The sequence below is a fragment of the Siminovitchia terrae genome (assembly GCF_003605405.2).
In the GTDB taxonomy this organism is placed as follows: domain Bacteria; phylum Bacillota; class Bacilli; order Bacillales; family Bacillaceae_C; genus Siminovitchia; species Siminovitchia terrae.
The window spans coordinates 146,523-170,091 of record NZ_QYTW02000006.1 but is presented as its reverse complement, the minus strand read 5'-3'; the positions used below and the strand labels follow the sequence as shown (position 1 = coordinate 170,091).

Annotated in this window: 37 protein-coding genes and 1 tRNA gene; 33 read left to right on the top strand and 5 right to left on the bottom strand. The window is 37.5% G+C overall.

What is annotated here, in order from left to right; genetic code table 11:
* The first annotated feature begins 158 nt into the window (after nt 1–158).
* The 9 genes from D5F11_RS08975 (at nt 159) to D5F11_RS08935 (ending at nt 6,385) form a co-directional block, all read left to right on the top strand.
* Entirely contained in the window at nt 159–368 is a 210-nt protein-coding gene (locus tag D5F11_RS08975; protein ID WP_120117179.1) for a hypothetical protein, read from the top strand.
* A 22-nt stretch (nt 369–390) separates the two neighbouring features.
* Nucleotides 391–666 carry a hypothetical protein gene (locus D5F11_RS08970; RefSeq protein ID WP_120117180.1) on the top strand — a complete coding sequence of 92 codons (276 nt, stop codon included), beginning with the start codon at nt 391–393 and terminating at the stop codon, nt 664–666.
* A 1-nt stretch (nt 667) separates the two neighbouring features.
* Nucleotides 668–1,036, top strand: a complete 369-nt coding sequence (locus tag D5F11_RS08965; RefSeq protein WP_120117181.1) for a hypothetical protein — start codon at nt 668–670, stop codon at nt 1,034–1,036.
* A gap of 14 nt (nt 1,037–1,050) precedes the next feature.
* Nucleotides 1,051–1,452, top strand: coding sequence for a hypothetical protein (locus D5F11_RS08960; protein WP_120117182.1), 402 nt, complete (start codon nt 1,051–1,053; stop codon nt 1,450–1,452).
* A gap of 33 nt (nt 1,453–1,485) precedes the next feature.
* On the top strand, nt 1,486–2,004 hold the full coding sequence (locus D5F11_RS08955; protein ID WP_120117183.1) for a hypothetical protein: 519 nt from the start codon (nt 1,486–1,488) through the stop codon (nt 2,002–2,004).
* Between the two features lie 87 nt (nt 2,005–2,091).
* A complete protein-coding gene (locus tag D5F11_RS08950; RefSeq protein ID WP_120117184.1) occupies nt 2,092–2,865 on the top strand; it encodes a metallophosphoesterase family protein in 774 nt (257 codons plus the stop codon).
* Complete coding sequence (locus D5F11_RS08945; protein WP_120117185.1) at nt 2,866–3,057, top strand: hypothetical protein; 192 nt, start codon at nt 2,866–2,868, stop codon at nt 3,055–3,057. It begins immediately after the preceding gene.
* Nucleotides 3,058–3,363: 306 nt separating this feature from the next.
* Complete coding sequence (locus D5F11_RS08940; RefSeq protein ID WP_120117186.1) at nt 3,364–5,376, top strand: S-layer homology domain-containing protein; 2,013 nt, start codon at nt 3,364–3,366, stop codon at nt 5,374–5,376.
* Between the two features lie 211 nt (nt 5,377–5,587).
* Nucleotides 5,588–6,385 (top strand): phospholipase A2 family protein, encoded by a 798-nt coding sequence (locus tag D5F11_RS08935; protein WP_120117187.1) that lies wholly within the window; start codon nt 5,588–5,590, stop codon nt 6,383–6,385.
* 59 nt (nt 6,386–6,444) lie between these two features.
* Here D5F11_RS08935 and D5F11_RS08930 read toward each other — a convergent pair whose 3' ends face one another.
* From D5F11_RS08930 to D5F11_RS08915, 4 genes are read right to left on the bottom strand one after another with little or no spacing between them, the layout of a single operon-like run.
* Nucleotides 6,445–6,756 carry a hypothetical protein gene (locus D5F11_RS08930; protein WP_120117188.1) on the bottom strand — a complete coding sequence of 104 codons (312 nt, stop codon included), beginning with the start codon at nt 6,754–6,756 and terminating at the stop codon, nt 6,445–6,447.
* Nucleotides 6,757–6,769: 13 nt separating this feature from the next.
* Nucleotides 6,770–7,051: a hypothetical protein gene (locus D5F11_RS08925; RefSeq protein WP_120117189.1), complete on the bottom strand. Its 282-nt coding sequence runs from the start codon at nt 7,049–7,051 to the stop codon at nt 6,770–6,772.
* Nucleotides 7,024–8,064, bottom strand: a complete 1,041-nt coding sequence (locus tag D5F11_RS08920) for an anti sigma factor C-terminal domain-containing protein (RefSeq protein ID WP_120117190.1) — start codon at nt 8,062–8,064, stop codon at nt 7,024–7,026. Before D5F11_RS08920 ends, D5F11_RS08925 begins: the two co-directional genes overlap by 28 nt.
* Entirely contained in the window at nt 8,054–8,554 is a 501-nt protein-coding gene (locus tag D5F11_RS08915) for an RNA polymerase sigma factor (RefSeq protein WP_120117191.1), read from the bottom strand. The genes D5F11_RS08920 and D5F11_RS08915 overlap by 11 nt, the downstream gene beginning before the upstream one ends.
* A gap of 563 nt (nt 8,555–9,117) precedes the next feature.
* Here D5F11_RS08915 and D5F11_RS08910 point away from each other — a divergent pair.
* The 9 genes from D5F11_RS08910 (at nt 9,118) to D5F11_RS08880 (ending at nt 13,945) form a co-directional block, all read left to right on the top strand.
* The gene (locus D5F11_RS08910) at nt 9,118–10,059 is read left to right on the top strand and encodes an HD domain-containing protein (RefSeq protein WP_120117192.1); all 942 of its coding nucleotides are present in this window, start codon (nt 9,118–9,120) and stop codon (nt 10,057–10,059) included.
* A gap of 50 nt (nt 10,060–10,109) precedes the next feature.
* Nucleotides 10,110–10,601: a hypothetical protein gene (locus D5F11_RS08905; RefSeq protein ID WP_120117193.1), complete on the top strand. Its 492-nt coding sequence runs from the start codon at nt 10,110–10,112 to the stop codon at nt 10,599–10,601.
* A 69-nt stretch (nt 10,602–10,670) separates the two neighbouring features.
* Nucleotides 10,671–10,841: a hypothetical protein gene (locus D5F11_RS26225; protein ID WP_185830593.1), complete on the top strand. Its 171-nt coding sequence runs from the start codon at nt 10,671–10,673 to the stop codon at nt 10,839–10,841.
* 235 nt (nt 10,842–11,076) lie between these two features.
* Nucleotides 11,077–11,247: a hypothetical protein gene (locus tag D5F11_RS26220; RefSeq protein WP_170226634.1), complete on the top strand. Its 171-nt coding sequence runs from the start codon at nt 11,077–11,079 to the stop codon at nt 11,245–11,247.
* Nucleotides 11,248–11,299: 52 nt separating this feature from the next.
* The gene (locus D5F11_RS08900; RefSeq protein ID WP_120117194.1) at nt 11,300–11,599 is read left to right on the top strand and encodes a hypothetical protein; all 300 of its coding nucleotides are present in this window, start codon (nt 11,300–11,302) and stop codon (nt 11,597–11,599) included.
* A gap of 113 nt (nt 11,600–11,712) precedes the next feature.
* Nucleotides 11,713–12,444, top strand: a complete 732-nt coding sequence (locus D5F11_RS08895; protein WP_120117195.1) for a DUF2786 domain-containing protein — start codon at nt 11,713–11,715, stop codon at nt 12,442–12,444.
* Nucleotides 12,445–12,557: 113 nt separating this feature from the next.
* Entirely contained in the window at nt 12,558–13,247 is a 690-nt protein-coding gene (locus tag D5F11_RS08890) for a hypothetical protein (protein WP_120117196.1), read from the top strand.
* A gap of 341 nt (nt 13,248–13,588) precedes the next feature.
* Nucleotides 13,589–13,663: transfer RNA gene (locus D5F11_RS08885), tRNA-Cys, on the top strand.
* Between the two features lie 36 nt (nt 13,664–13,699).
* The gene (locus D5F11_RS08880; protein ID WP_120117198.1) at nt 13,700–13,945 is read left to right on the top strand and encodes a glutaredoxin family protein; all 246 of its coding nucleotides are present in this window, start codon (nt 13,700–13,702) and stop codon (nt 13,943–13,945) included.
* Nucleotides 13,946–13,982: 37 nt separating this feature from the next.
* On the opposite strand, the gene D5F11_RS08875 is transcribed toward D5F11_RS08880, so the two are convergent.
* Nucleotides 13,983–14,909, bottom strand: a complete 927-nt coding sequence (locus D5F11_RS08875; RefSeq protein ID WP_120117199.1) for a S8 family peptidase — start codon at nt 14,907–14,909, stop codon at nt 13,983–13,985.
* 198 nt (nt 14,910–15,107) lie between these two features.
* Here D5F11_RS08875 and D5F11_RS08870 point away from each other — a divergent pair, with 198 nt between their 5' ends.
* From D5F11_RS08870 to D5F11_RS08800, 15 genes are all read left to right on the top strand, one after another.
* Nucleotides 15,108–15,704, top strand: a complete 597-nt coding sequence (locus D5F11_RS08870) for a sigma-70 family RNA polymerase sigma factor (protein ID WP_120117200.1) — start codon at nt 15,108–15,110, stop codon at nt 15,702–15,704.
* A gap of 74 nt (nt 15,705–15,778) precedes the next feature.
* The gene (locus D5F11_RS08865; RefSeq protein WP_120117278.1) at nt 15,779–15,982 is read left to right on the top strand and encodes a hypothetical protein; all 204 of its coding nucleotides are present in this window, start codon (nt 15,779–15,781) and stop codon (nt 15,980–15,982) included.
* Nucleotides 15,983–16,154: 172 nt separating this feature from the next.
* Nucleotides 16,155–16,946, top strand: a complete 792-nt coding sequence (locus D5F11_RS08860) for a phospholipase A2 family protein (RefSeq protein ID WP_120117201.1) — start codon at nt 16,155–16,157, stop codon at nt 16,944–16,946.
* A gap of 139 nt (nt 16,947–17,085) precedes the next feature.
* Nucleotides 17,086–17,367: a hypothetical protein gene (locus D5F11_RS08855; protein WP_120117202.1), complete on the top strand. Its 282-nt coding sequence runs from the start codon at nt 17,086–17,088 to the stop codon at nt 17,365–17,367.
* Between the two features lie 396 nt (nt 17,368–17,763).
* On the top strand, nt 17,764–18,240 hold the full coding sequence (locus tag D5F11_RS08850; protein WP_120117203.1) for a hypothetical protein: 477 nt from the start codon (nt 17,764–17,766) through the stop codon (nt 18,238–18,240).
* Between the two features lie 6 nt (nt 18,241–18,246).
* On the top strand, nt 18,247–18,567 hold the full coding sequence (locus tag D5F11_RS08845; protein ID WP_120117204.1) for an LPD28 domain-containing protein: 321 nt from the start codon (nt 18,247–18,249) through the stop codon (nt 18,565–18,567).
* A 46-nt stretch (nt 18,568–18,613) separates the two neighbouring features.
* Nucleotides 18,614–19,102, top strand: coding sequence for a hypothetical protein (locus D5F11_RS08840; protein WP_120117205.1), 489 nt, complete (start codon nt 18,614–18,616; stop codon nt 19,100–19,102).
* A gap of 116 nt (nt 19,103–19,218) precedes the next feature.
* Complete coding sequence (locus D5F11_RS08835; protein WP_120117206.1) at nt 19,219–19,515, top strand: LPD28 domain-containing protein; 297 nt, start codon at nt 19,219–19,221, stop codon at nt 19,513–19,515.
* A 73-nt stretch (nt 19,516–19,588) separates the two neighbouring features.
* On the top strand, nt 19,589–20,146 hold the full coding sequence (locus D5F11_RS08830) for an antirestriction protein ArdA (RefSeq protein ID WP_120117207.1): 558 nt from the start codon (nt 19,589–19,591) through the stop codon (nt 20,144–20,146).
* 116 nt (nt 20,147–20,262) lie between these two features.
* Nucleotides 20,263–20,928 (top strand): RadC family protein, encoded by a 666-nt coding sequence (gene radC / locus D5F11_RS08825; protein ID WP_120117208.1) that lies wholly within the window; start codon nt 20,263–20,265, stop codon nt 20,926–20,928.
* 87 nt (nt 20,929–21,015) lie between these two features.
* Complete coding sequence (locus D5F11_RS08820; RefSeq protein ID WP_120117209.1) at nt 21,016–21,210, top strand: hypothetical protein; 195 nt, start codon at nt 21,016–21,018, stop codon at nt 21,208–21,210.
* A 14-nt stretch (nt 21,211–21,224) separates the two neighbouring features.
* On the top strand, nt 21,225–21,668 hold the full coding sequence (locus D5F11_RS26215) for a hypothetical protein (protein WP_185830592.1): 444 nt from the start codon (nt 21,225–21,227) through the stop codon (nt 21,666–21,668).
* A 26-nt stretch (nt 21,669–21,694) separates the two neighbouring features.
* The gene (locus tag D5F11_RS08810) at nt 21,695–22,108 is read left to right on the top strand and encodes a hypothetical protein (RefSeq protein ID WP_120117210.1); all 414 of its coding nucleotides are present in this window, start codon (nt 21,695–21,697) and stop codon (nt 22,106–22,108) included.
* 63 nt (nt 22,109–22,171) lie between these two features.
* A complete protein-coding gene (locus D5F11_RS08805) occupies nt 22,172–23,194 on the top strand; it encodes a DNA primase (protein WP_120117211.1) in 1,023 nt (340 codons plus the stop codon).
* A gap of 25 nt (nt 23,195–23,219) precedes the next feature.
* On the top strand, nt 23,220–23,423 hold the full coding sequence (locus tag D5F11_RS08800) for a hypothetical protein (protein WP_144515834.1): 204 nt from the start codon (nt 23,220–23,222) through the stop codon (nt 23,421–23,423).
* Nucleotides 23,424–23,569 lie beyond the last annotated feature (146 nt).

Here is a 23,569-nt window from a genome sequence, read left to right as displayed (position 1 = left end):
AGGATTGACGTTCATCGTCAAAGTTTGCATGTTTGCACAATACCTAAGTTGTTATTTGCGCCTTTGTGCTCAAATAGATAAAAAGTCGATTGTTCTTTCACTCGCCAGAACAGTCGGCTTTTTTGTGTTTAAAAATTAACAGGAAAGGTTGTGATGAAATGACTAGAATGGAAGATTTCTTCTATTCAACAACAGGAAGATTCGCAGTATCGTTAGCACTTATCGCGTTTGTGTTCGTCGTTATCTTCGCGTGGTGGGGTATGTTCGGCGAAAGAGCTTCTGTAACGTTCGATATGCTTTTACGGCGTAGCTTCGGCAACGATCCGATCATAATGAAAATCGAAAGAATGATGTCCGATTTCAAATAAAAATAAAAAGGAGTGGTTCATTATGCCAACTATAAAAAGAAATGCGTTTCAAACGCTAACAGAGGATCGTTCCTATCTTTGTCTAAAAACGCCTGTCACCAACAAGCGTTTTTTTGTTGCTATCGAAAGCGGTACGTTTTACCGTATTGACGGTAATTCGTTGGTCATGACCGCAATTTCCCATCAGCAGTTCTTGCATCTATGCGTAGGAATTGCGAATGGCATGTACAAAGTCGAAGGCACGGGGCAATACGGAGAGTCCATTTTTAATAATAAAAAACAGAAAGAGGTTATTTAACATGGAAGCAGTAAACATCACAAACCAACAGACAATGACATTAGAGGAAGCTGTAAAACTTGCAAATGAAATTGAGCGCATCGAAGCAGCAGCAAAGCAAATGAAAGCTGATCTGCGCAAATACGTTGAGCAAAATGGTCCAGTTGAAACAGCAGACACAATCTGGAATGTTAACGAAGCGGTGTCATACAAGTTTGATGCGAGACAACTAAAAGAGGTCGCACAACACATCGCCCTTGGTGGGGACAATCCCTGGGACTATCTTGGGATCGCTGCTTCCAATCTAAAAAAACTCGAATGGGATGAAGCGTTTCTTGCCAAACTCGGCCAGAAGACCGTTACGAAACGGTTCGTTTCTCGGAAAAAATGATGGGAGTGATTCCAATGTTTGTGAATCAAAAAATCCAAAAAACGCCTATCTATTTAGTGGATAAGGAAAAGAAGGAGAGTAACGGGCATTTTGTCCAACCTCTCCTTTTGATTGAAATGAGCGGCATTGCCGGCTTATACAATCCGGTATCCAAATATATTGGAGTTGTCTGTACTACAAGGAAAGAGTTGGAGCAACGCCTTTTGAGCAAAAATCTGCACATCAAAGCCATTCCTGAAGAACAATATCGGTTCTGTAACTCGTGTAGTGAGTTCATGCAGGAAGGATACTATTTCGAAACAGATGACAGTACCTATTGCTCACGCGATTGCGTAGATAAGAAAGTCGGTTGGAAGAAATACTTGCACTTGTACAATTCGGGTTTAGCTTTTTGGACGACTTGGTACAATGCGTGATTTCTATATAAAAATCAAAAGGGAGAGAATGAAATGAGCATTATCGAAATGAAACAAAAACAATTGAAAGAAGTAAGAGAGCTTTATCACGATTGGCAATATGCGTTGCTTGATCCGTCCTATCAAGAGGAATTTAATGAAAATCCAAGCGAAACGCCTTGCCTTCATGCATTGGAAGCTGCCTATGCGGTGAAAGTAGCAACGTTGCTTGATTTGCAGTTTGTCACTAAGGAAGAAATTGCAAATATTGAAATGAAGGTTGACGAGGGATTTAAAAAGAATATTGAAACTTATCGCCTGCAACAATTCTTGATCGAAGTAAAAGGTGAAGATGAAGAAGCAGAACAATACAAAATCATCCGGTTTGACGAACCATATGTTAATGATCATGAAGCTGTTAATGAAGCAGTTCAAAACTTTATCGAAAAGAAATACATTCATAACGGCAAATTTATTCAAGGCATGATCGCGTCTGGAAGAAGACAAGCCGTTGAGGAAGTATCTGTTCGCGTAGTGGAGGTTCAGCGTATTAAGCCGATGGAAACAAAATAAAAAATGAACGGAGAGCGTCGTGCGTTTAGCAGGCGTTCTTTTTCTATCTATATGAAATCCAAATAAAAATAAGAAAGAGGTTTCGTTATGTCTACTTATGCATGTTCCGATATTCACGGGCAATTCGATGCGTGGTTGGATGCACTTGTGAAAAGTAATATTGATTTATCGTCAGGTGATGAATTGATAATCCTCGGTGATTTGATTGATAGGGGAGAAGATAGTTTAGCTTGTGTCGAAATGGCTTTTGAACTGATGGATCGCTATCCACGTCAAGTTACTTACCTTATGGGGAATCATGAGAAGATGTTTTTGGACTTCGTAACAACTAATCCTGAATCTCCCAATGGTTATATCGACATGATGATAACCGGTTCGCATTGGTTTCAAAACGGAGGCTTTGCAACGGCATCTTCTTTTCTAAATGAAGTAGGATTGGAACGCGATAATTTTTACGCTGTTCGTTCTTCATTAATAGAAAAACAACCTGATTTAATCAAACGTTTGATCAAGCTCCCTTATTACAAAGTAGACGAAGAACTTAACTGTGTCTATGTTCATGCAGGTTTTCGTTCTAATAGACGATTAGAAGATCAATATAAAGAAGATATGCTATGGATTCGGGAAGCCTTTTTTAAATCGTTTATACCTGTAAAAGGTGATGTTTTGGAAGGAAAACTTATTGTACACGGCCACACGCCTGTTCAGTACATGCCTGATTATCAAGGTGAAGGTTTCTATCAAGGAAAACACCATATCGGTATAGACGGCGGTGCTGCGGCCGGAAACAGCGTCTTGGTTGTCAAAATGGATGATCTTTCTTATGTGGAAGAGAAAATAGAAATGAAAGAGGTTTTGTAAATGCGGACAGTTGCTAGTTATGAGTCTATAAATAAAGAAAAAGTCAAAAATAAAGAGAACCGATTATTTGAAGGCTTATATCCGCAACTTGCGGTCTTGTTCGTTTCAATCGCCCTTGTTGCATTCGTCGTACTTCGTTTGTTTCGTTGGGGATTGTACAACTTCCTTCATTTGATCGGTGTTGTTCAATAAGCCTAAAAGAGTGAACGCCTTCCTTTCTCATTGAGAATAGGAGGGCTTTTCTTGTGCATAGAACTTTTTTAGAAAATGATAGAAAGCAGGGGAACCTATTCTATTGACCGGCGTTCCTATTAGTGAATCAAGCAATCTAAAAAAAGTTTGCTAAGATTGGGAACCTCTTTCTGTATCAGGCGTTCCTATTATCGATTCTAATTAATTAGGGGGTAAGGTTCTTGGAAACTATGAATTAGATTTTGTTCGGATTGCTGCTTTTGCCACGGACAGAACAAAAAACATATCACAAGGGAGAATGAAAACATGACAAAGAAAAAAATGATCCTTTCCAAACAAATGATGACAGCAATTACGGCGACAGCTGCTATTCCGGCTATCGCGATCGGAGCGACAGTTGCAAATGCAGATGAACTTGAGGATGTGGTGGATGATACGCCAGTAGTGGATGAAACAGGTGACGTAGAACAAACGCCTGAAATCGGAGAAACAGGCGAAAGTGAAACTGAACAAACGCCGGGGGCGGAAGAGGTTAATGACGGTGGAGAAAATGATGAAACAGATCACAGTGATAACGACAAGGAAAATGTCGAATCTGGCGATGATGACCTTGAATTGCCTTCCTTTCCCGAAAAACCTGAAGACTATGACAAACTTCTAAATGAAGCTGTTAACGCTTTTAACGATGCTGTGAACAATCCAACACCAGAAAACATTCAAGCAGCGCGGGATGCTCATAACAAATTAAAGGAAATCGGCGTTACATTGCCGGAATTTGACAATATGCTCGATGATTTAGAGAAAGATCCGGGTCAACTTGAACCATCCGAACCCGACGAAGAAATGCAATTTCTGATTGACGATGTAGTGGATAAAATGAATGCAACTCATCAAAATCCAACAAAAGAAAATATCCGTTCTGCACGGGAAGCGATTGAAGAATTACGAGCAGCCGGATTCCCTGAAGGCAATCTTCAAGATTTGATTGATCAACTTGATCAATACGAAAGGAATTTGGAGCCGGAACAACCATCTGAACCGGAACAACCTACAATGCCTGGCGACGGGGAAGGCGACGGCGATGATGCGGATGAAAAGGAAAATCCAACTACACCGGAGCAACCGAATGAGCCTGAACAGCCGACAAACCCACCTTCTAATGGTGATGGGGATGACGATGACGGTAAAGGTGAAGAAGGAGACAATGACAATACCGATGGTGAAACTCCATCCGAAGGTGAAGAACCAACAGAACCGGAAGAACCGGAAAAACCAACAGAACCAGAAGAGCCAACAGAGCCAGATCAACCAACGACTCCACCTTCAAATGGTAATGAAGATGGCAATGGAAACGAAGATGACGACAATGTGAACGATGGCGAAGACACTTGGATTCCAACGCCTGACAAGCCTTCTACAGAAGAGAAACCATCCGAGCCGGAAAAGGAACCGTCCACGGATAACGAACCAACTGACGAAACAGAATTGGACAAGGACGATACAACAGATGAAAGTAACATTTTCCTAACGGAAGACAAAATCGAAATCACAAGTTCTTCTGCTGTTAGTGTCAAGCCAACCAAGAATGGAACGATTGTTGTAACATTCGATGAAGTGACGAACGACAATATGGCGACAATTGCACTGCCACTTGATGTTCTTGGTGACGGAAAGGTCATCAAACTCAAAACAGAAAAAGGTATTGAAGCCGTGCCATATACCATCTTAGACGGAAGGATCATCTTGACGCTTCACAAGAGCGGGGAATTGATTTTCGTCGATCCGATTGTCAATATCAAGGACATTGAAGGCAACCAATACAAGGACTACATCCAGAAACTTGCAGAACGCGGCATTGTTGATGGGGAACAAGATTCCTTTAAGCCGAATGCCAAGTTAAATCGCTTGGAGTTTGCAACGATGGTCGGGAAATCTCTCGGCATTAACGAATCGACAAACAATCAATTCTCTGACGTTGCAGACGGATACGTGAACGCCCTTACGGAACTTGGTGTACTACAAGGAAAGGGTGACGGCTCGTTCGATGCAGACGGCTCCCTGACACGCCAACAGGCATTCACAATGATGGGTCGCTTGCTTGAATCGAAAGGATTCGAAGTAGATGCTAACCAAACCAACCTATCGAAATTTAAAGATGCTAATGGTGTTTCCGATTACGCGAAACCATACATCGATTTGCTAATCTCATTAGACATCATTGGCGGTGACAATGGCAACATTAAAGGAAATGAAGCCATCACAAAAGGTCAAATGGCAAAAATCCTTAGCCGCACGCTTGAACGTTTAAGCCTGCTATAAGAATTACAAAAACCCGGTAAGCGAAAAAAACTGCTTGCCGGTTTTTTGTTGGTTGAATGATTAAAAAATGTGTTAAACATTCTCTTAACAAAAGTATTAATTGTTTGTACTAATTGATTTCTTTGTCCTTCTTATCTCTTTTTATAGATGAAAGGCGACATCGCGAAATAAAGTTGTTGCCTTCAAATCATATTAAAAAGGAGAGACTACAATGGGTGTATTTGAACGTGCTTTAGAAGGAAAGGACTTAGATTTATTGGTCCAAGAATTTATGGAACGTCCTGATTTTAACAAAGCGATCAATCAGGTGAAAGAGGACAGGAGAATTAACCCGAGTAAATTTGTTGAGTCAAAGGGTTTTGAAGTAATCACGAAGGTTGATTCGGAGCAGGAAGAAGTAACAATTCAGGAACTCACTCTTTATTTAAAGTATGAGGAAGATGTGCTAATCCGAATGACACAACTCAAAGTATCAAATGAAGTTGACGATCAAAAGGAAGGTAACTTTTTCTCGGTTAACGTTGAAGTCAAAAAGGATACAGGTAATAAAGAATTAATTGAAAAGTTTTCAATTGATAATGGGGAATTCACTTTTGCTGATACAATCGAAGCAGGAAACGTGGACAATTTCGTAATCCCGATGTACCTTGAAATCCCGCACGATTCTGACGAAGTTTCACCTATGGCTTCACCTGTTCCTTGTTTCAATTGGGATGGTTCGGGAACGTGTTGTAAGTTCCGATACAAGGCATTGCCGACGAATCCGCTTGTAACATATAAATGGTGCGGTGCGAACTGCGGGAATGGTTGCGGTAGCACACCTACCCCTGTAAATGCATTGGACCGTTGCTGTAAGTCGCACGACTGCTGCTATGTGAATAACAAATCATATCCTGCACGTTGTTCATGCGATAGAACCCTTATCAATTGTGCTCGTGGGACCGATAACGCCGGAAGCGACCGGGTAGTCGTAGCATTCCAAGCGAAAATGTTAGCTTTCAGATGTTAAAAAAGTAGGGCATGACAATTCATGCCCTACTTTTCTTTTCTGGTTGTGAATTGATTCAATTAAGGGTTGTCATTCAACATGAAACCTATCCCCATTAGAATAGGAACTAATACAGCAAACAAAATAATAATCACTGGCAATAATATACCGATGTATTTTTTTATGCCTTCCTCTTTTTTTCTTATAGCCAAAGTGCTTGTTACAACCCCCAAACCCAAAAGGACGATTGCTGATAGTAACATGATTTGTAAGCCAATCACGATCATTCCTTGAGGTTCATTTGGAGAAATCAGGTATGAAGCAACAAGAAGTAAAGAACCTGCAACACTGAACAATATAGACCAATATCCGTATGATTTATTTGAAGTCATCTTTTTCCCTCCATTATCCTACATAAAAGAATAGCGTTCCAACAACAATAATAATTGATAGTACGTTGAGTAAGATTCCGATAATCGGTGTACTATCCGTTCCCTTCTTCATGTACAACACAACGCTGCATAACAACATCGCAAGCAATCCCAAAGAAATATTCACTAAAAAATATGCAGGTTTTCCGATTAATACATTTAGATTCATGTAAAACAAATTGATGATAAGTAATCCGTAAGCGATCCAATGGATAAGACTACTTGTTTTTATTTTTCTTCCGTTTGCCAATTCCATAGTTTCTCACCTCCTATATATACATTTGAGATATTTCCATCTTGCTCTTTTATAAATGAGAGGATTTCTTGACTTGGGCCTGTGACAGATAATCCAACGATTGAAATTCCGTTTTTCTTTATATAATTCAATTTTTCCTTTGCCGAATGTATCTTATTGTTTGAAATGGATCTTGCCAATTTTTCGTGTTTGCTCAAAAAGGCTAAAGAACTTTTAAATTCTTCTTCTGCCGAAGTTGCTCCTTTTTCACGCAAAAGGTGAAAGTTTTCTGGATAACCGATAAAACGTTCATCTTCATGTTCATTGTCATCGGTTTTAACAGCCCGCCATAGAATGTCCATATCATATTTATTTGCTAAAGTATCAACCTGATTAGACTCTTGGGGTTCATTAAAGACGATAAAGAGTTCCACGACAATCTCTTCATTTAACTTGCTTAACCTAGTTATTGTTGCTTTTTGATCTAATGGAGGATTAGCACTCATCATGGTAGGTACATTCCTCCGTTCCCTTGTTGCATGGTTTAACACAAGTGTAATGTTATCTGACGCGATGAATGTTCTTTCTTTTCCAATCCTTTTATAAAGATCAATTGAGTATTTTGCTTTTAGAAAACTTCTTGTTTTTTGAGGGTTTTCAAGTTCTACATTCGGATTTGTTATTGGGATGACTGTTTCTGTTATTTCTTGAAGCACATTCATCTTGCTGGACTCACCCCCTGCATTATAATAAACACTTGTAAATAGGTTTAGAGTCGGAAGAATGAGTAAAACACTAATTAAGGTGGATAACCCAATCCGAAGATAAGCAAATAATTGGCTGCGTTTCAAAATCCTTTTTTCAAGGTTAGGATCATATTCATTTTTAGTGACTTCTATCTTCATCTCTGTTTCGAGAAAGTTTTGATATTCGTCGAGTTTTTCTAATTCGTTTTCAAACTGTTCTTCCTCTTCTGGTGTCAAGCTTCCTTGTTGATATTGTTCGAGTTTTCTTTTGAATTCATCACTCTTCAAGCGGCTCACCCTTTCTTTCTAAAGAACGTTTCAGGCTTTTCTTAGCACGGAATAATATACTTTTGAAATTTGATTCAGTAACATTCATTTCTGTAGCTGCTTCTTTGTAATTTAACTCTTTCAGGTAAAAACAGATAATTGCATCCCTATAATTTTCTTTCAGATTCATAATTTCTTCATAAAGTTGTTGAAGCTTTTCTTTCTGAAATAAAGCATCTTCTGGGGATATATTTGTATCGGGTATTGTCGAATAATCATAATCTATATCTGCGATATTTTTGTTTTTCCTTATATGGTCGTAATAGATGTTGCGCGATACTGTAAAAAGCCATGCTTTGTTCGGTTGGTTACGAAAACTGTCTAAATTTAAATAAGCACGGGTAAATGTTTCTTGAACAATATCTTCGGTTAATGCGCTGTTTTTCGTTAAGGATAGAACGAAATGGTAAACATCTTTAAAATATTGGGCATATAAATCTTCAATATTCATTCAAGAAACATCCTTTCACTTAACTAACGTATTAACAGATGATTTGTTGCACTTAATAAACAAATATTAAAAAAAAACCAAATATTGTTCGCTGTAAGAACGTTAAATATCAGAGGATTGTTTGTATTTATTAATTTGCATCTGTAATTTATGCTTACGAACTGACTTCCTACCAAAGTCAAATACTAGCACAATACATATGGACCAACAATGAATCGTAAGGCAATTTAAAAAAGTAAAATTAATATTCACCTATTTTTAATGTTGTAATTTTTAAGGAGAAATGTTACACTTTACGTATAATATTTATTTTAAAGCTACACATTATGTAGAGGTCGTCAAACCTTTTTTCTAAAGGAGATTCGACGCAAATTCATTGCCTTTGAATTCTTCTATGAAGAAAAGTTAGGCAGGCTGCAATTAGTCAGAATTGCTTTTTAGCATGTATTTAAGATTGATATTTTCACAACTTAGTTGTGTCAATATATATAAAGTCGATGGTTACGCTATTGCGTGCTGTCGGCTTTTTTGTGTTTAAAAACATTATTAAAGGAGAGGTTTTGATGAAGAAAGGCATTGCTAATTATGGAGTAGGAGAGAATTTTCAAGGGTTTCTATTGGTGAAAAAAGTTCAAAAGGGGATTGCTCGGAATAACAACGAATTCCTAACACTCACTCTTGGCGACAAATCCGGTGACATTGAATCCAAAGTTTGGGATAACGTAGAACAGGCATTAGCCTATTATCCAGTTGAGAGCATAGTTGAGGTGCAAGGGGTTATTACAGAGTTTCAAGGTAAAAAGCAACTTAACTCTAACTTCATGAGAGGTGTGACGGAAAATGAACATGTAACGGTTGCAGACCTTTTACAGTCAGCCCCCGTTTCAGGTAATGATTTATTGAAGAAAGTCTATGAAGTTATTAATCATGACATTCATAATGACAAAATTAAAGCCATTACAAAAGCAGTTATTCAAAAATTCGAAGAGGATTTTAAAGTTTATCCTGCTGCCTCCAAAAATCATCACGCTTATGTATCTGGACTTGCTTATCATACTGTAGGAATGTTGCGGATTGCGGAAAACTTTTGCGCTCTATACCCGGAACTAAACAAAGACCTTTTGTTTGCAGGTGTGATTCTTCATGATGTTGGAAAGATCAGAGAGTATGAAGGGATTGTTAATACCGAATATTCCTTTGAAGGCAAGCTGCTTGGTCATATTTCAATGATAAGTGAAGAAATCGGAATGGCAGCACAATCACTCGGTATTGAAGGTGAAGAAGTTACTTTGCTAAAACACCTTGTATTAAGTCATCATGGCAAATTAGAGTGGGGAAGTCCTGTACAACCTATCATCATGGAAGCAGAAATACTTCATTTGATTGATATGGTGGATGCAAAGATGGATACGTTGCGAACGGTATTGGGTGATGTACAGCCGGGAGCATTTACTGAACGTTTGTATTCTATGGGCAATCGTTCGTTTTATAAACCCTTGATTTAATCTTTGTTTTGGATTTGACAGATAAAACGCATTAAGAGAGGAGAATGAAAATGCCAAATTGGGCAGAGGGTGTTCTAAAAGTTAGAGGAACAAAACAAGACATTAGAAAGTTTTTGATTGAAGGATTAGAAGCACTACCAAGTATGAGTGGAGAAATGGCACGAATGATGGGAAAGGAAGTTGAAATTCCAAACGTAAAAATTGAAGAGGATGAATGGGAATTCAATATGTATTCTCCTTATGGTCTTTACGTTAAGGGAACAAGACGGGCTTTTATTGACGGTCATATCCAGTGGTACTTTAACGATAGTCATTTAGAGGTACTTACGATTGATTCATTTAAACAAGCTTGGGGCGTGGATGCTACTGAATTTGCTGAAATATCTAAGCGGTACAAACTTGATATAAAAATTTATGCATTCGAACGAGGTATGGAATTTAATCAAGACATTGAAATCCACAAGGGTGAAATCATCAAAGATAATGAAATTCAATTTGATGACTACGAATGGGAATGCTTAATGCCACAATTAGGCGGTTGATGCACATTCCGAATAAAATGGGACGTCGATTTTGACAGAAAAAGTGACGTAAAAAGGAGACGAAGAAAAGTGAAACGATACAGAATACACTACAAGCAAAAATTCAACGGAGAGATTTTGGAAGATTCCTATATAAGAACTGTTAGAGATGAAAGAGATTTAATAAAAATCGAAGAAGATCTATACAGTGATCCTCATGTTTTCTCAGTGTTTGCAGAAGAAATTGATAGTGAGAAATAGTACGCATTCCGAATCTAATGTGCAAATTAATTAGTGTTTTTTAAAAAAAGAACGTTCAGTGTTAATTCACTGCGTTCTTTTTTGCTTATTGTGAACCATTTTTTGTTCAAATCGTCCTTTTAGTAAAGCGGAAGTCCCCGCTGATTCCCTAGTTAAGCGGGATCTGCCTTTTTGAAAACTATTTGAATTGCCTGACTGATTTTCGAAGAGTAGAAAAGTGAAGGAGTGAAATGGAATGGATTTAATTATTTATGTGGTTAGAGAAGGTTATGAAATTAAAACGTGGCTATATAATGTGCCAAAAAATGCATCAGATGAAGAAATTAAAAAATTAGCAAGAGCTGAATATAAACGTGTAGGCGTAGAGCTAAGCGAAAATGAAACTTTCAGTTGGGAACGGTTTTAATCGAACCAAACTTAACAAGCAATAAAATATAATATGATAGGTTGCGATGAAAATGAAGTTTGATTTAAAAACTCCTTGCAAGGATTGTCCTTTTATAAAAGGTAGTTCAACCAATACAACATTGGCAGAGGGGAGATTGGAAGAGATTGTAGAGGGTATCAGAGCGGATATGTCTTTCACATGTCATAAGACTTTGCATATGCCTTCTTCTGATCAACAACATTGTGCAGGTGCGATGATATTTCTTGAAAAGGAAGATCGGCCAAATCAGATGATGCGGATTGCTGAAAGAATTGGTATGTATGATCGACGTAAGCTAAATATGAATGTCGATATAGTAGATGAGTATTAATAAATGAAAGGCGTTTTGCTTATATGCAGAACGCTTTTTTTAATAGCGAGAAATCCTGGTAATGGTAAGGAACTATTATTTTGCATTAGCGTCCTTATACAAAGAATAGATTATTGGGAGGGATACAGTTGACCAGTCGAAACGAGTCAATTATCCAGAAAATCAAGGGTTTATTAGCCATTGCAAACGATCATAAAAACGATGAAGAATGTCAAACAGCTTTCGTTATGGCTCAAAAACTTATGATAAAGTATGAAATCTCTTCATCCGAAATACTGGATCAAAAAAGCAATGAAACTGTCTCAAAAGGCCAAGTGACAGCCCATAAAACTCTATTCTGGTGGGAACGTCAATTGGCAAATGTTATAGCGGATAATTTTCGAGTTACATGGTACTACAATAGCAAAACGGTTGAAGGTGAGAGCAAGAAAAAGAGGGCTATCATTTTTTTGGGATATGAAAATGATATTGCGTTAGCGAAAGAAATGTATATATTGGCGTATGAGGTTTTAAGTTTTTATGTATCTCAATTCGTAGATGAATATTACAAAGTGAATTTTTTGCAAAGGGAGCGGAGCTTAACTACGGAATTAAAAAACTCTTATATTAGAGGTTTTTTAAGTGGTTTAAATGAAAAGTTTGAAAAACAAGTTAAAGAGATGGAACAAGAATATGGGTTAATGGTATTGCTGCCTACAGAAGTAAAACAAGCATACCATGAAATGTTTGAAGGGAAAAAGGGATTGTCTTTTAAACTCCCGCCTATTGAAGAAGTAGAAGCTTATCAGAAAGGCTTCCATGATGGCAATAGAGTTGATTATACTAAATCTACTTTAGATGAATAAATAAATACAAAGCGTTGCTGCTATTACCAATAACGCTTTTTTATTGTTTTAATACGCAGGGAACCCAAACCGAATAGATACGTCCTATTTTTAAAAAGCAGGGAGGAAATGCCGTGAAAACTAAATACACAGACGTTAAATTGAAGAAAGATGTAGTTGAAATTGCTTTGAGCTTCTTTTTATTAGTGTCATTAATTTATTTTTTGTATTTTATAGCTTGTAGGTTGTTCTTTGGAATTTCAGAGATTAAATTTTTCTGTTATCTAATTATAGGAATCTCAGTCATTGCTATTGTGGCATTCTTTATCTATTTAACAATGTTATCAGAACAAGAACATTCACGAAATGGATTATACTTTTGTACTTGTTGTAACCATTATGTAAGGGAATACCAATTCGACTTTTTTAAAAAAGGGGTATGTCCTAATTGTGGTTCTGATTTTAAAAAGATGCAGAAGATACCCCCGGAAGAAGAAATGGATTGGATGAAAAAATATCCTGATTTCAATAAAAGGAATTTCAAAGATTGCGTGTACCGTGTTTTTAAATACGAATTTCAAATAAAAAAGAACGTTAAGAAGATCAAGAAACAAGCACAAGCAGTAGCCGGGACAAAGTCATTCATGGAATATACTAAAATGGATGAAAAGATGTCAGACATACAAAAACAAGTATTAGAAGATACCAAACAATTGGAAGCTGAATTGATTAAAAAGGTAGAGAAGTTGATTGAAATAGTACCATTGTATGCTGTGGAAAGATTGGTGAAAATATTAGAAATATTGGAACCGTCTCGTGGATAATAGGATGAAAAATAAAAGAGGGGAAACGCCCCTCTTTATTCGTGATTACTCATATGGTTTTTTATCTTCTTTATCATTCGAGCAGCATCCTCTGATAATTCTCCGTACAATGTTTTCTCTTCTTCATTACAACATTCATAGCATTTTGAGCAAATTGATAGTGTTTGGTGAACTTGGACTAAGCAATTAAGCATTTGTTTATAGTTATCCTCCATGAATTTCACTCCTTATCCAAATGGGGCTATATATTGGAAAGTGATGCGCTCGCTAAAATTATCAATCAAATATTTTATTGAATGATTGATTTCCTTGTTTGATCTCTCTCTTTAATATATGAAAAGGGCAACATAGCCAAAAAGGAAAGGCAAAGGTCTGCAAAACCTTGATTCCCGGTTCGAATCCGGGTGTTGCCTCCAAACTAATAAATTATTGATATTTTGAGGGGGATTAAGATGGAAAAGGAAATCACTCTATACGGTAGTAATAGCTGTATTTATTGTTCTAGAGCAAAAGAATGGTTAGAAAAACACAAATTAAAATTTATTTATAAAGATATTGCTGATGAAACGAACAGAAAAGAATTTGAAGGCTACAATGTATTTGGAGTGCCATTAGCAGTGGTTGTGAATAAAGAAACAAACGACAAAACAACGGTGAACGGTTTCTCACCAGATATATACGAAAAAGAATTTCTTTAATAGGTAAACGCCCTCAACTATTTATGAGGGCGTTTTTTTAAGTTAATTGGATCAGTCCATTACCGACTTGGCTTATTGGGTAATCCAGCTTTTTGACACGATCCACCAAATATTGATAAATAAGGTATGGGATCATAGCTGGTTGAGAACGATCAATTAGATTCAAAACTAATGCAACTCCACCTGAAACGTATGGTGCTGCCATCGAAGTTCCGGTTAGTTCTACAAATTTGTTGTTTAGATGGGTTGAAATTACATTTTCCCCTGGAGCCACAAAATCAAGATTTACATTCGTATTTGAAAATACGGATGGCTTTAAATTTTGTGTTACTGAACCAATTTGAATAACTTCCTTGTAATATCCTGGGTATGAGCGTTCAAAAGATTGATGGTTTCCATCACCATGATTCCCTGCGGCTGAAACCAGAACGATGCCTTTTTCCCTTGCTTGTTTGATTGCTTTGTATAAGTCTTCGTTATGGGCCGATCCTCCAAGAGACATATTTATTACATCTACCTTTTCCCCGTTTGGCCCTGTCCAATTAATCGCGTAACGCAAAGCATTGACTAAGTTTTCATAACTTCCAACCCCGTTTCGATCTATCGCCTTTAAAATTAATAGCTTGCTTTTTGGTGCAACACCAACGATTCCCTCGTTATTCTCACATTCACATGCAGCCACTATTCCAGCCACATGGGTCCCATGTCCACGGTAATCCCGAAATATCTCCGGGTTGCCACCATCATCATCTGTGAAATTATAACCACCAATAATATTGCTTACTAAGTTAGGGTGTTCTTTTTCCACGCCAGTATCTATAATAGCAACAGTGTTACCCTTACCACGATCCGACTTCTCCCATATTTCTTTAGCTTTGATAACATCGAGATTTTTAGGGATAGTGGATAATGCTTCAAAAACAGAAATGATTTGTGTTGGTCTTAATATCAGTTTTTCTTTCATTTTTGTTTCCCCCTTTTATTATTAAAGTGAACAGGGGGAGCAAAATAGCAATATAATAATACGATTCGTTCCTTAATAGTTTGTGTTTTAGAAACATATTATTGTTTAATAGCGACCATTTTCACTTATTAAGAATTTTTAATTATTTTAAGTTGATAATTCATACACCTGTTACACTATCTAATAAGGGGGGGTAGAATGAGAGAAAAAGACAAAGTGGAAAAGTTTTATGAAACGTATGAAAAAACTCTTAATAATAGTTTGGTTAAAAGTTTTCTCCAAATAAAAGAGAACCAACAATTGTTAGAGAAAGCCATATGGGAGCCAACAGAGGAAAATACTAAAGCTTTAGATAATAAGTTTCGTGAGTTTTATTTAAAAATTAGGTTAATCAAATACGTAAGTAACTTGATATACTTTTATACTATTGACTTTGACAAGCGGATCAACAAACGCAACCAACGTTATAATTTAATATTAGATGGTAATGCAAACGATTCCAACGAAAATTCAACGATATTAATTAATAACTATGCTTCATCTAACTCTACGGAACAAGACTATTTCAATAAAGACACTCAACCCTTTAATGAATTAATAGAAAACGAAAAACTCTATGAGATTTACAACCAATTAACAGACAAACAAAAACAGATTTTAGAAATGATTTATGTAAGGGGTTTCACTAATAAGGAGGTTGCTGATTATTTTGAGGAATCACCGCAAAATATATCTAATCTGCATAAACGAGCATTGCAACGGATTAAAGAATACTTACTTGAAAAAGGTAGGTGATTTGGTTGTGTAGAATTTATTCTACTGAAAAATTAGATAGTATCTATGATGATAAGAATTGGGAAGAACTTTTGATGGATTTTCAACCTAAGATTAATTACAACTTACTAAAAGTGCCTGTTCATGAGCGGGATGATTTAGAGCAAGAAATAAAACTAAAGATAATTGAAAAAGTTAATATGTTGATCGAAGATGAAAATACACCGGGTTTTTGGGAATTTCTTGCAAAGCAACAAAATTTAAAAACAAATGAAATAGACGGTACGTATTCCATTTAAGAATGATCTGATGGAATTTTATTAGGTGTATTGTTACACGATTCGTTAACTTTTTGTAATATTATTCCCTTTTAGAGTATAAAAGAAATATTACCGTTTATAATCTACCTATTTTTTTCTCCTTATACAATAGGAACTACAGTGTTCCCTAATAAAACAAGGAGGATTAAATATGGAAAATGAAGTTTGGGATGTTGGTGTAACAACGTTTCGGGAGTCGTCTGTTCACGATTTAACATGGTTGAAAAAAGATGAGCTTGATGTTGTCAATCGTTTATTTGAATATCAAGAAATATCCCATCTACTAAAAGAACCAATCGAGGAACAAAGTGCTGCTGAATTGACTATGGGGATTGGAACAGAGTCAGAAAGTGTAGTTACAATGCAGGCGTTAAAATTTAACAAATATACAAAACTTGAAATCGTTACTGGATTAGAATTTCCGGTTTTCGCCAGATTGTATCAATTGAAAAAGCAACAAAATGGAGATTTTATAGTTCACCTTACTGTACACCATGACGGAGATATTATTTTGGATGACCAAGAACTTACAGAAGCAGATCAATTAGATATAGAGAACATTGTTGAATTTATGGAAGCTTCAAGCTCCACGGTAGAAAATGATGAAGTATCAACGCAGGCTTGGTATGATAAAGTTCCCTGCATGGGAAATGGTTGCTGTGTATTTAATGAACGCATTTTCCCTGGAGGTCCATATTTACCAAGGAAATATAATTGGTGCGGAGCAAAATGTGGTGGTGGATGCAAAAATACACCTTCAACAATTAATGCTTTGGATGCTTGCTGTAAATCACATGACTGCTGTTACGTCCGTAACAAATCCTATCCTGGTCGTTGTAGTTGTGATCGAAATCTAATAAAATGTGCAGCCGGAAAGTCTGGCTATGGTGCTGCTGCAATAGTTACGGCGTTTACAATTAAAATGAGGAATAAGAAATGCTAATATCAATCTAACGGAATATTGTAGAGATACTCAATTTACATTTGATGTATAATTAACCTGAACTGCTTAAAATGGCGTTCAGGTTTTTATTTACATAGTGCTTTGTTTGCAACTTATTTTGTTTTAGGGGGAGACAAATGTGAAGAAGGTTATTTTTACAGTTCTATCAACTTTATTTTCCTTAATGACGATCGGGCTTTTTATGATAAATATTCCATTTAAAGTTTGGAATGATTTCATTGAGTACCTGTGGAACATGAGTTTATATATTCCTTTTGTGTTTAGTGGATTAGGAATCATTACAGCATGTTTTGGTGTTAAAGGCATTTACAGAACAATCCTCATATTATTAAACAGTATAATCATTATTTTTCTGATTATCTCCTTTATAATGGGGTTGTATGGCTTTAACGAGCCTTAAAAAGCTGGACTATTTAAGGAAATGTCAACTGCTTTAAAAGTAATGTTACACAATATGAATAAAGTATAATATTATTACCCGATACGTTGATATTCTTCTTTTTTTTTGATATACTAAATACATAATATTTATTTTAAAGTCACTGTTCCAGTGAAAGCCGTCAAACCTTTCTTCTTATAAAGACAAAGGAGATTCGGCATAAAATTATTCAACCTTCGTATTCCTGTTTTATAGGAACGGTTGGGACGACGTATTCCGTCTGAAATTGCAGTAAGCATACTAAATCAGTTTAATATTTCACGCCTTAATGCGTTGAATATATAAAGAGTCGATTGCTTCTTTGGAGCTAATCGGCTTTTTTGTGTTTAAAAATAAAAAATGGAAGGAGTTTTGAAGTTGGCAAGAAAACAGATCGCGATTGCTTATTATGAAAAAACGGATGAACAGAAAAGGCGGCACATTAACTACGTGCGAAACAAAATTCGTAAAGGGAACGATCCAATACTTCAATCCATGATGGAAGTGGTAGAAAGGCATCTAAAAAAACACCATGCAGATTTTTATGTGCATGATGTTTCCTTGTATCGGAATACAGAAGGCGCACCATTCCTTTGGATAGTCCGGGAATACGGAACACACTTTGTTGATTTGTATTCAGAAAAGTTTTTGGACAACGAAGTATGGGATGCAAAGGCACACTTTGAAGCGATTCTGTTCAATTCGAGGAAAGAAATTAAAGGTATTTACCTGATTGAAAATGGCAAGATGCAAAGGCTGTCCGAACAGTCAGCCCTTGCGACATTAGCCATTAAGGAAAGCATTGTTCGCAAAAATTTGGAATGCGATATAAAAAAACAGTGTGAAAGAGGTTGATGAATAATGGAAATGACAGAGTGGCACGAAGATCGCAATATGTTTGAGGATAACCCGATTGTCTATATTACAGGCGGGCGAGTACCGAAGGAGAAACGCAACCCGAACCTTTGTTGGTATTCCGTTCGACATTCCGATTGCGGTTTCGATCCTGCACAAATTGAAAAAGCGGTCTGGGTCAATCATATGTTTGACTTGGCTACTGAAAAACCGCTTCAATTCACTCCTGAAACGAATTTCTTCACGGAACACGAAGAAGAAGCAATTTGGATGGCAGAGCAAACAAGCACCCGATTGAAGCATTCAGATGATGCAGTCATAGCATGACAGCCATAAAGGGATTATTGCATTAATAAAAAGGGAGTTGGAGAAAGTGGAAACAATTAAAAACAAGTATGTAGAAAGTTATCGTCTTTATCAAGAAGAAAGGAATGCTTTGGACGAGAAAATCGCAAAACGTCATGAGGACATTGCGAGGGCAGAACGTTCCATCGAACGCTTGAACAAAAAGAAGTTAGAATTGGAACATCCATCTTGGGTGGAAATGTTGGTAAAACCGATTGCGGAAAAGTTTTCCGAGGCATTCGGTTTGTCATATGACATCTATGGTCCTTTCGGAATTCGGGCGTATGTGACAATCTACTGGATGGAAAATAAGGAAATTTCCATAGTGGAACAGCCTACAAAATCGCTAACTCTTGAACCCTTTGATTTGGAAAAAGGGCAATTGTATTATGAAACAGGAAAGAAACGTGAGGGTGTCTGTTACCATCCTAATTCGATTGGTGCGATGAATGGAATGGATAGAGAGGTTCTTCCACTTCCTGATTCATTCGATGAAATCAAAGCGCTGATTCGTTAGTCGAGCGAGTAATTCATGATAGTTTTTGTTATAAAAAAGTCGTTTAGTTTACCCATTATGGGTACGTGGCGGCTTTTTTTATTTTTAAAAAATAAATGTGAAAGAGGTTGTTCCATATGAAAACCAACAATGTTGAACGTAACATTTTTAAAGAAAGACCGATTTTGTTAGTATCATCTTCCCGTATTCCTGAAAAGGAAAAACAAGAGGGTTTGTACTATTATTCTGTTCGTCATTCTGATGACTGTGCTTTTACTCCCGCTACTGTAGAAAAGCGTGTTCGAGTGCACCACATGTTCGACATAGCAACAGAACAACCCCTTGATCTGCCAGGTGGAGATTTGGAACTAACAAAAGGAGAGCAGAAGGAAATATTCCTTGCTATGGTCTACGGTCCATTCATTTGCCGTTAAAAATCAAACTTGGAATTTCACAGTTTTCAGAGATCGTCTTTTTAAAAATATTTTAAGAGAGAGGTAGTCTGCAATGACAAACTATAAAATCAATATCTGGGTTGGTAATCTTGGAAAATACAATGAAGGTAAACTTGTTGGAGATTGGTTTACTCTTCCTCATGACGTTTCGGACATCATGCAAACAATTGGTGTCGCTGACGGTACAGAGTACGAGGAATGGGAGATTTTCGATTATGAGAAACATCCATTCGTTAATATTGGCCGTTATTCCAGCATAGGAACGTTGAACGAACTGGCCGAACTCATTCAAGACTTAAGCGAAGAACAGTTGGAAATCGTGAGGGTCTTGATGGAGCAGAATGTCCTTGGCAGCGATACGGCTGAACATGTTAAAGAAGCCATTGAGGTTGTCAAAAGCGGTGAGGGTACAGTTTACAGCGTTATCCGCGGATACAACTCCTACAAGGAACTTGCCGAGATGATCGCTGTAGAAAGCGGTTTGATCACGGAAGACAATCCACTGTACGGATATATTGATTTCGAATTGTATGCGAATAAACATTTGTTTTTGCATACTACTCACTATCCTGTAAAGGATGGCGTATATGTCGAATGGCTGCACGGTTGATCTGACTTTCACTGAATGAATAAAAACTAAAATAAGCCTTCCACAAAGGCAAGTGACATTGTGGCACATGAAACAGGGTGCTGCAATGCACCGTTTCTTGTGGAAAGGAGAACATAATGAAAAACAGGAAATATATCGAAGTAGCACGTGAATCCGTGTCTATGTATCCAATGACGGGGAGCGATCTTTCAACAGTCGAGTTACAGGAATTACTTGCAGTCTTACTTGGAAGGCAGGCAACTCCTGAACTCACTGGAAATCTTGCTTCAATGGGGATTCGCACTTTGATTGAAATGAGTGTTCAAGAATTAAAGAACGAAGGACTAACCGAATTGAAAGCTCTTGAATTACACTCGGCATTTCTGCTTGCTAAGAAATTCCGGTCTATAGGCAAAGCGGATTCTCGTTATACGATCCGTAGTCCTGAAGATGCGGCGAATTTCTTAATGGATGAAATGAAGGACTTAATGCAGGAGCACTTCGTTGCTTTATTACTCAATACAAGGAATGAAGTTATTGCTAAGAAAACGATCTTCATTGGAAGTCTAAATGCAAGTATCGTTCATCCACGGGAAGTCTACAAAGAAGCTATCAAACATTCTGCTGCTTCAATAATTGTAAGTCACAACCATCCGAGTGGAAACCCGAGTCCGAGCCCGGAAGACATCGATGTGACAGAACGACTTTCCGAAGCCGGAAAAGTTATGGGTGTAGAACTCCTCGATCACATCATTATTGGGGACCACCAGTTTATTTCTTTAAAAGAAAAAGGGTACATCTAATTCTTAGATTGCTATAAGCAAAAGACATTCTGATTAGATTAGGAATGTCTTTTGTTCTATTCGAAATAAAAAAAGGAGATGGTTTATATGGTCCTTTTCAATATTGAAAATGATGATAGGTTAGTTGAATGCAAGGGATGCGGCGGGCAGACTTTTTTGAACCTCGCGCTATACGATAGTCGGCATAAGAATCATTTTTGTGATGAAGTTTGCTTTAAGGAATGGGCGTTCGAAAATGTGGAATTGATTGTTGAGTTTTATCAAAGAATGAATGTTTCGTAAGGAGGACTTTTCCAATGGCTAAACGGAAACATCCTCGCAACCGAAAAATCCAAAAAGAGTTGCAAGAAACGGCTGACTATATTATTGCCCGATTGAAGAAAAAAGGGATTGTCATTCAACGCTATGATAGCTACAGTACGAACAGTATTTACTTAAAACTGGATTATGGCGTTTCAAATAGCATTCGGATAAGCGACCATAAGGGCAAAAAACACCTGTCTTATCGCTACAATATCCTGACGTGCTGCCCGTATCCGGTATCATCAAAAGATCATAAAGGATTCATTCGCTTTTATGTACCAATAGATGAACGAGATATATTAATTAAAAAGATTCTTTTTGACCGCGCTGCCAAGATGGATATGTACGGATGGAATAACTACTGTATGTATATGCGAAGAAATAGGCGTGTAGGCAAAACTAAGAAAGGCTTTTGGGAGCAAGCGGTACTTGTTTAAGAATAATAATGAAAGAGGTTTTGATTATGAAAAATATGATGAGTTGGGAGCCTTCCGGTTCAATCAATTACGGGGGATTGACTGATAAGGAGCAGATGGGAATAGGGTTTCTTGTTTCGAAAGGTTATACAAACGGTTCGATTGATGGGCTTCACTGGAAATTAGATTGCCAGTCTGCATTGGATGACAGCGGCTTGGAAATGGTTGCGGAGTTGCTCGATCAGGGGTATACGAGCGGCCATTATCCAACGTGGCAGTTGACGTTCAACCGCCAAAGCGGATTGGATCATGAAATCGAAAAAGTGATGCGAAATCATGTTGCGAAAGCAAATCTTGATTTAAGTGAAGAGCAATTTAAGAGTGCACTGACCGGTGTTTTGTTCCAGCTGAACATAACACTAAATGAAGCGATTGCCGATGCACTATCGGCTTCAAAGTAAAATGAGACAAAATCGGATGGTTAATATAGACCGTCCGATTTGTTTTTGGAAGGAGAAATTTTAATGGATGAATTTGCACAATCGTTCAAAGGAAAATCAGAAAGAGCAAAACAATACAAACAGTATGTAGAACTGTATCGTTTCGTTACAACCTTTTATCATCACATGTTGATTAATACACAAGAAGGGGAACGAGCTTTTAAATACTTGTTGGGCCGCGGGTTCACAAAAGAAACGATCATTCGATTCAATCTTGGTTGGTCGCACCAAAGCGACATGCTGCGAAAGTTGTTGCTCGCGCACGGCCATGATAAGGATCAATGTGAAGCATTTGGTTTGTTGAAGCCGGACAAGCGTCGGAATGGAATGCGTACTGGACTTCTCCATAATCGTATTGTATTCCCTATAACAAACGGAATAGGTGAGGTCGTCGCCTTTTCAGGACGGGTCCTGCCGGGAGATACGCACCCTGCAAAATACCTTAATACGCCGGACACGCCGTTTTTCCAAAAAGGAGAAATCCTGTTCAATATGAATGCGGCATTAGCTTCAATTAAAAGCCACGGCTATGCTATCCTGTTCGAGGGCTATCTTGATACAATGGCGGCAGTGCAGGGAAAATTGGAAAACACCACATCCGTCATGGGTACATCCCTAACGATCGATCAAATTGAAAAATTAAGCGAATGCACGGATCGAGTTGTTGTCTGTTATGACGGCGATGAAGCAGGGATGGAATCTGCAAGAAGGATCGGAGAAACCTTGATAGAGCATGGAATCGACGTTCGGTTATCACTGCTGCCGAAAGGTATTGATCCTCATGAGTACATTACAGAAAAAGGGATAGAATCTTTCCGTAAGGACATTATCGCGAAATCCGTTTCTTTCCTTGCCTTTTGTAAGGAATACGCAAAACGTTCGACCGATTTTGCTTCGGAACCGGGCAAACTTCGCTATGCAAATAACGTGCTCGATGAATTTACTGTGGGAAAGTTGGCAGGGAATGACAAACGTCTTCTTTACGAACTTGCTTCGGAAGTAGGCGTGTCAATGGATGTCGTTCGGGAACTATACAGGAAGTCATAAAATAAAAATTGGAAGGAAGATGGATTTGACACTTTTAAAAGAAGAAATGACAACTGGTGAAATGACGGATGCTTTGGTTCAAAAAGGACTACTGGATTTGAATGTCGATGAGTTGGAGGATGTTTTTGATTTCGAACGCCAATTCGCGGCTGTTGATCAGTACGCCGGAACGTTAGGATACCATTACGATGAGCAAAATAACATATATGTCCGTAATGATGAGGAATGAAATAAAACGATCTATCCTTTTTGGGGTAGGTCGTTTTTTATTCGTTGAAATTAAAATGAAACACATTTTGAATATAGTTATCTATATGTTACACATTATGTTGATAAAGGAGGGGGTCTTTGCTATACTACAGGTATACTATTTTG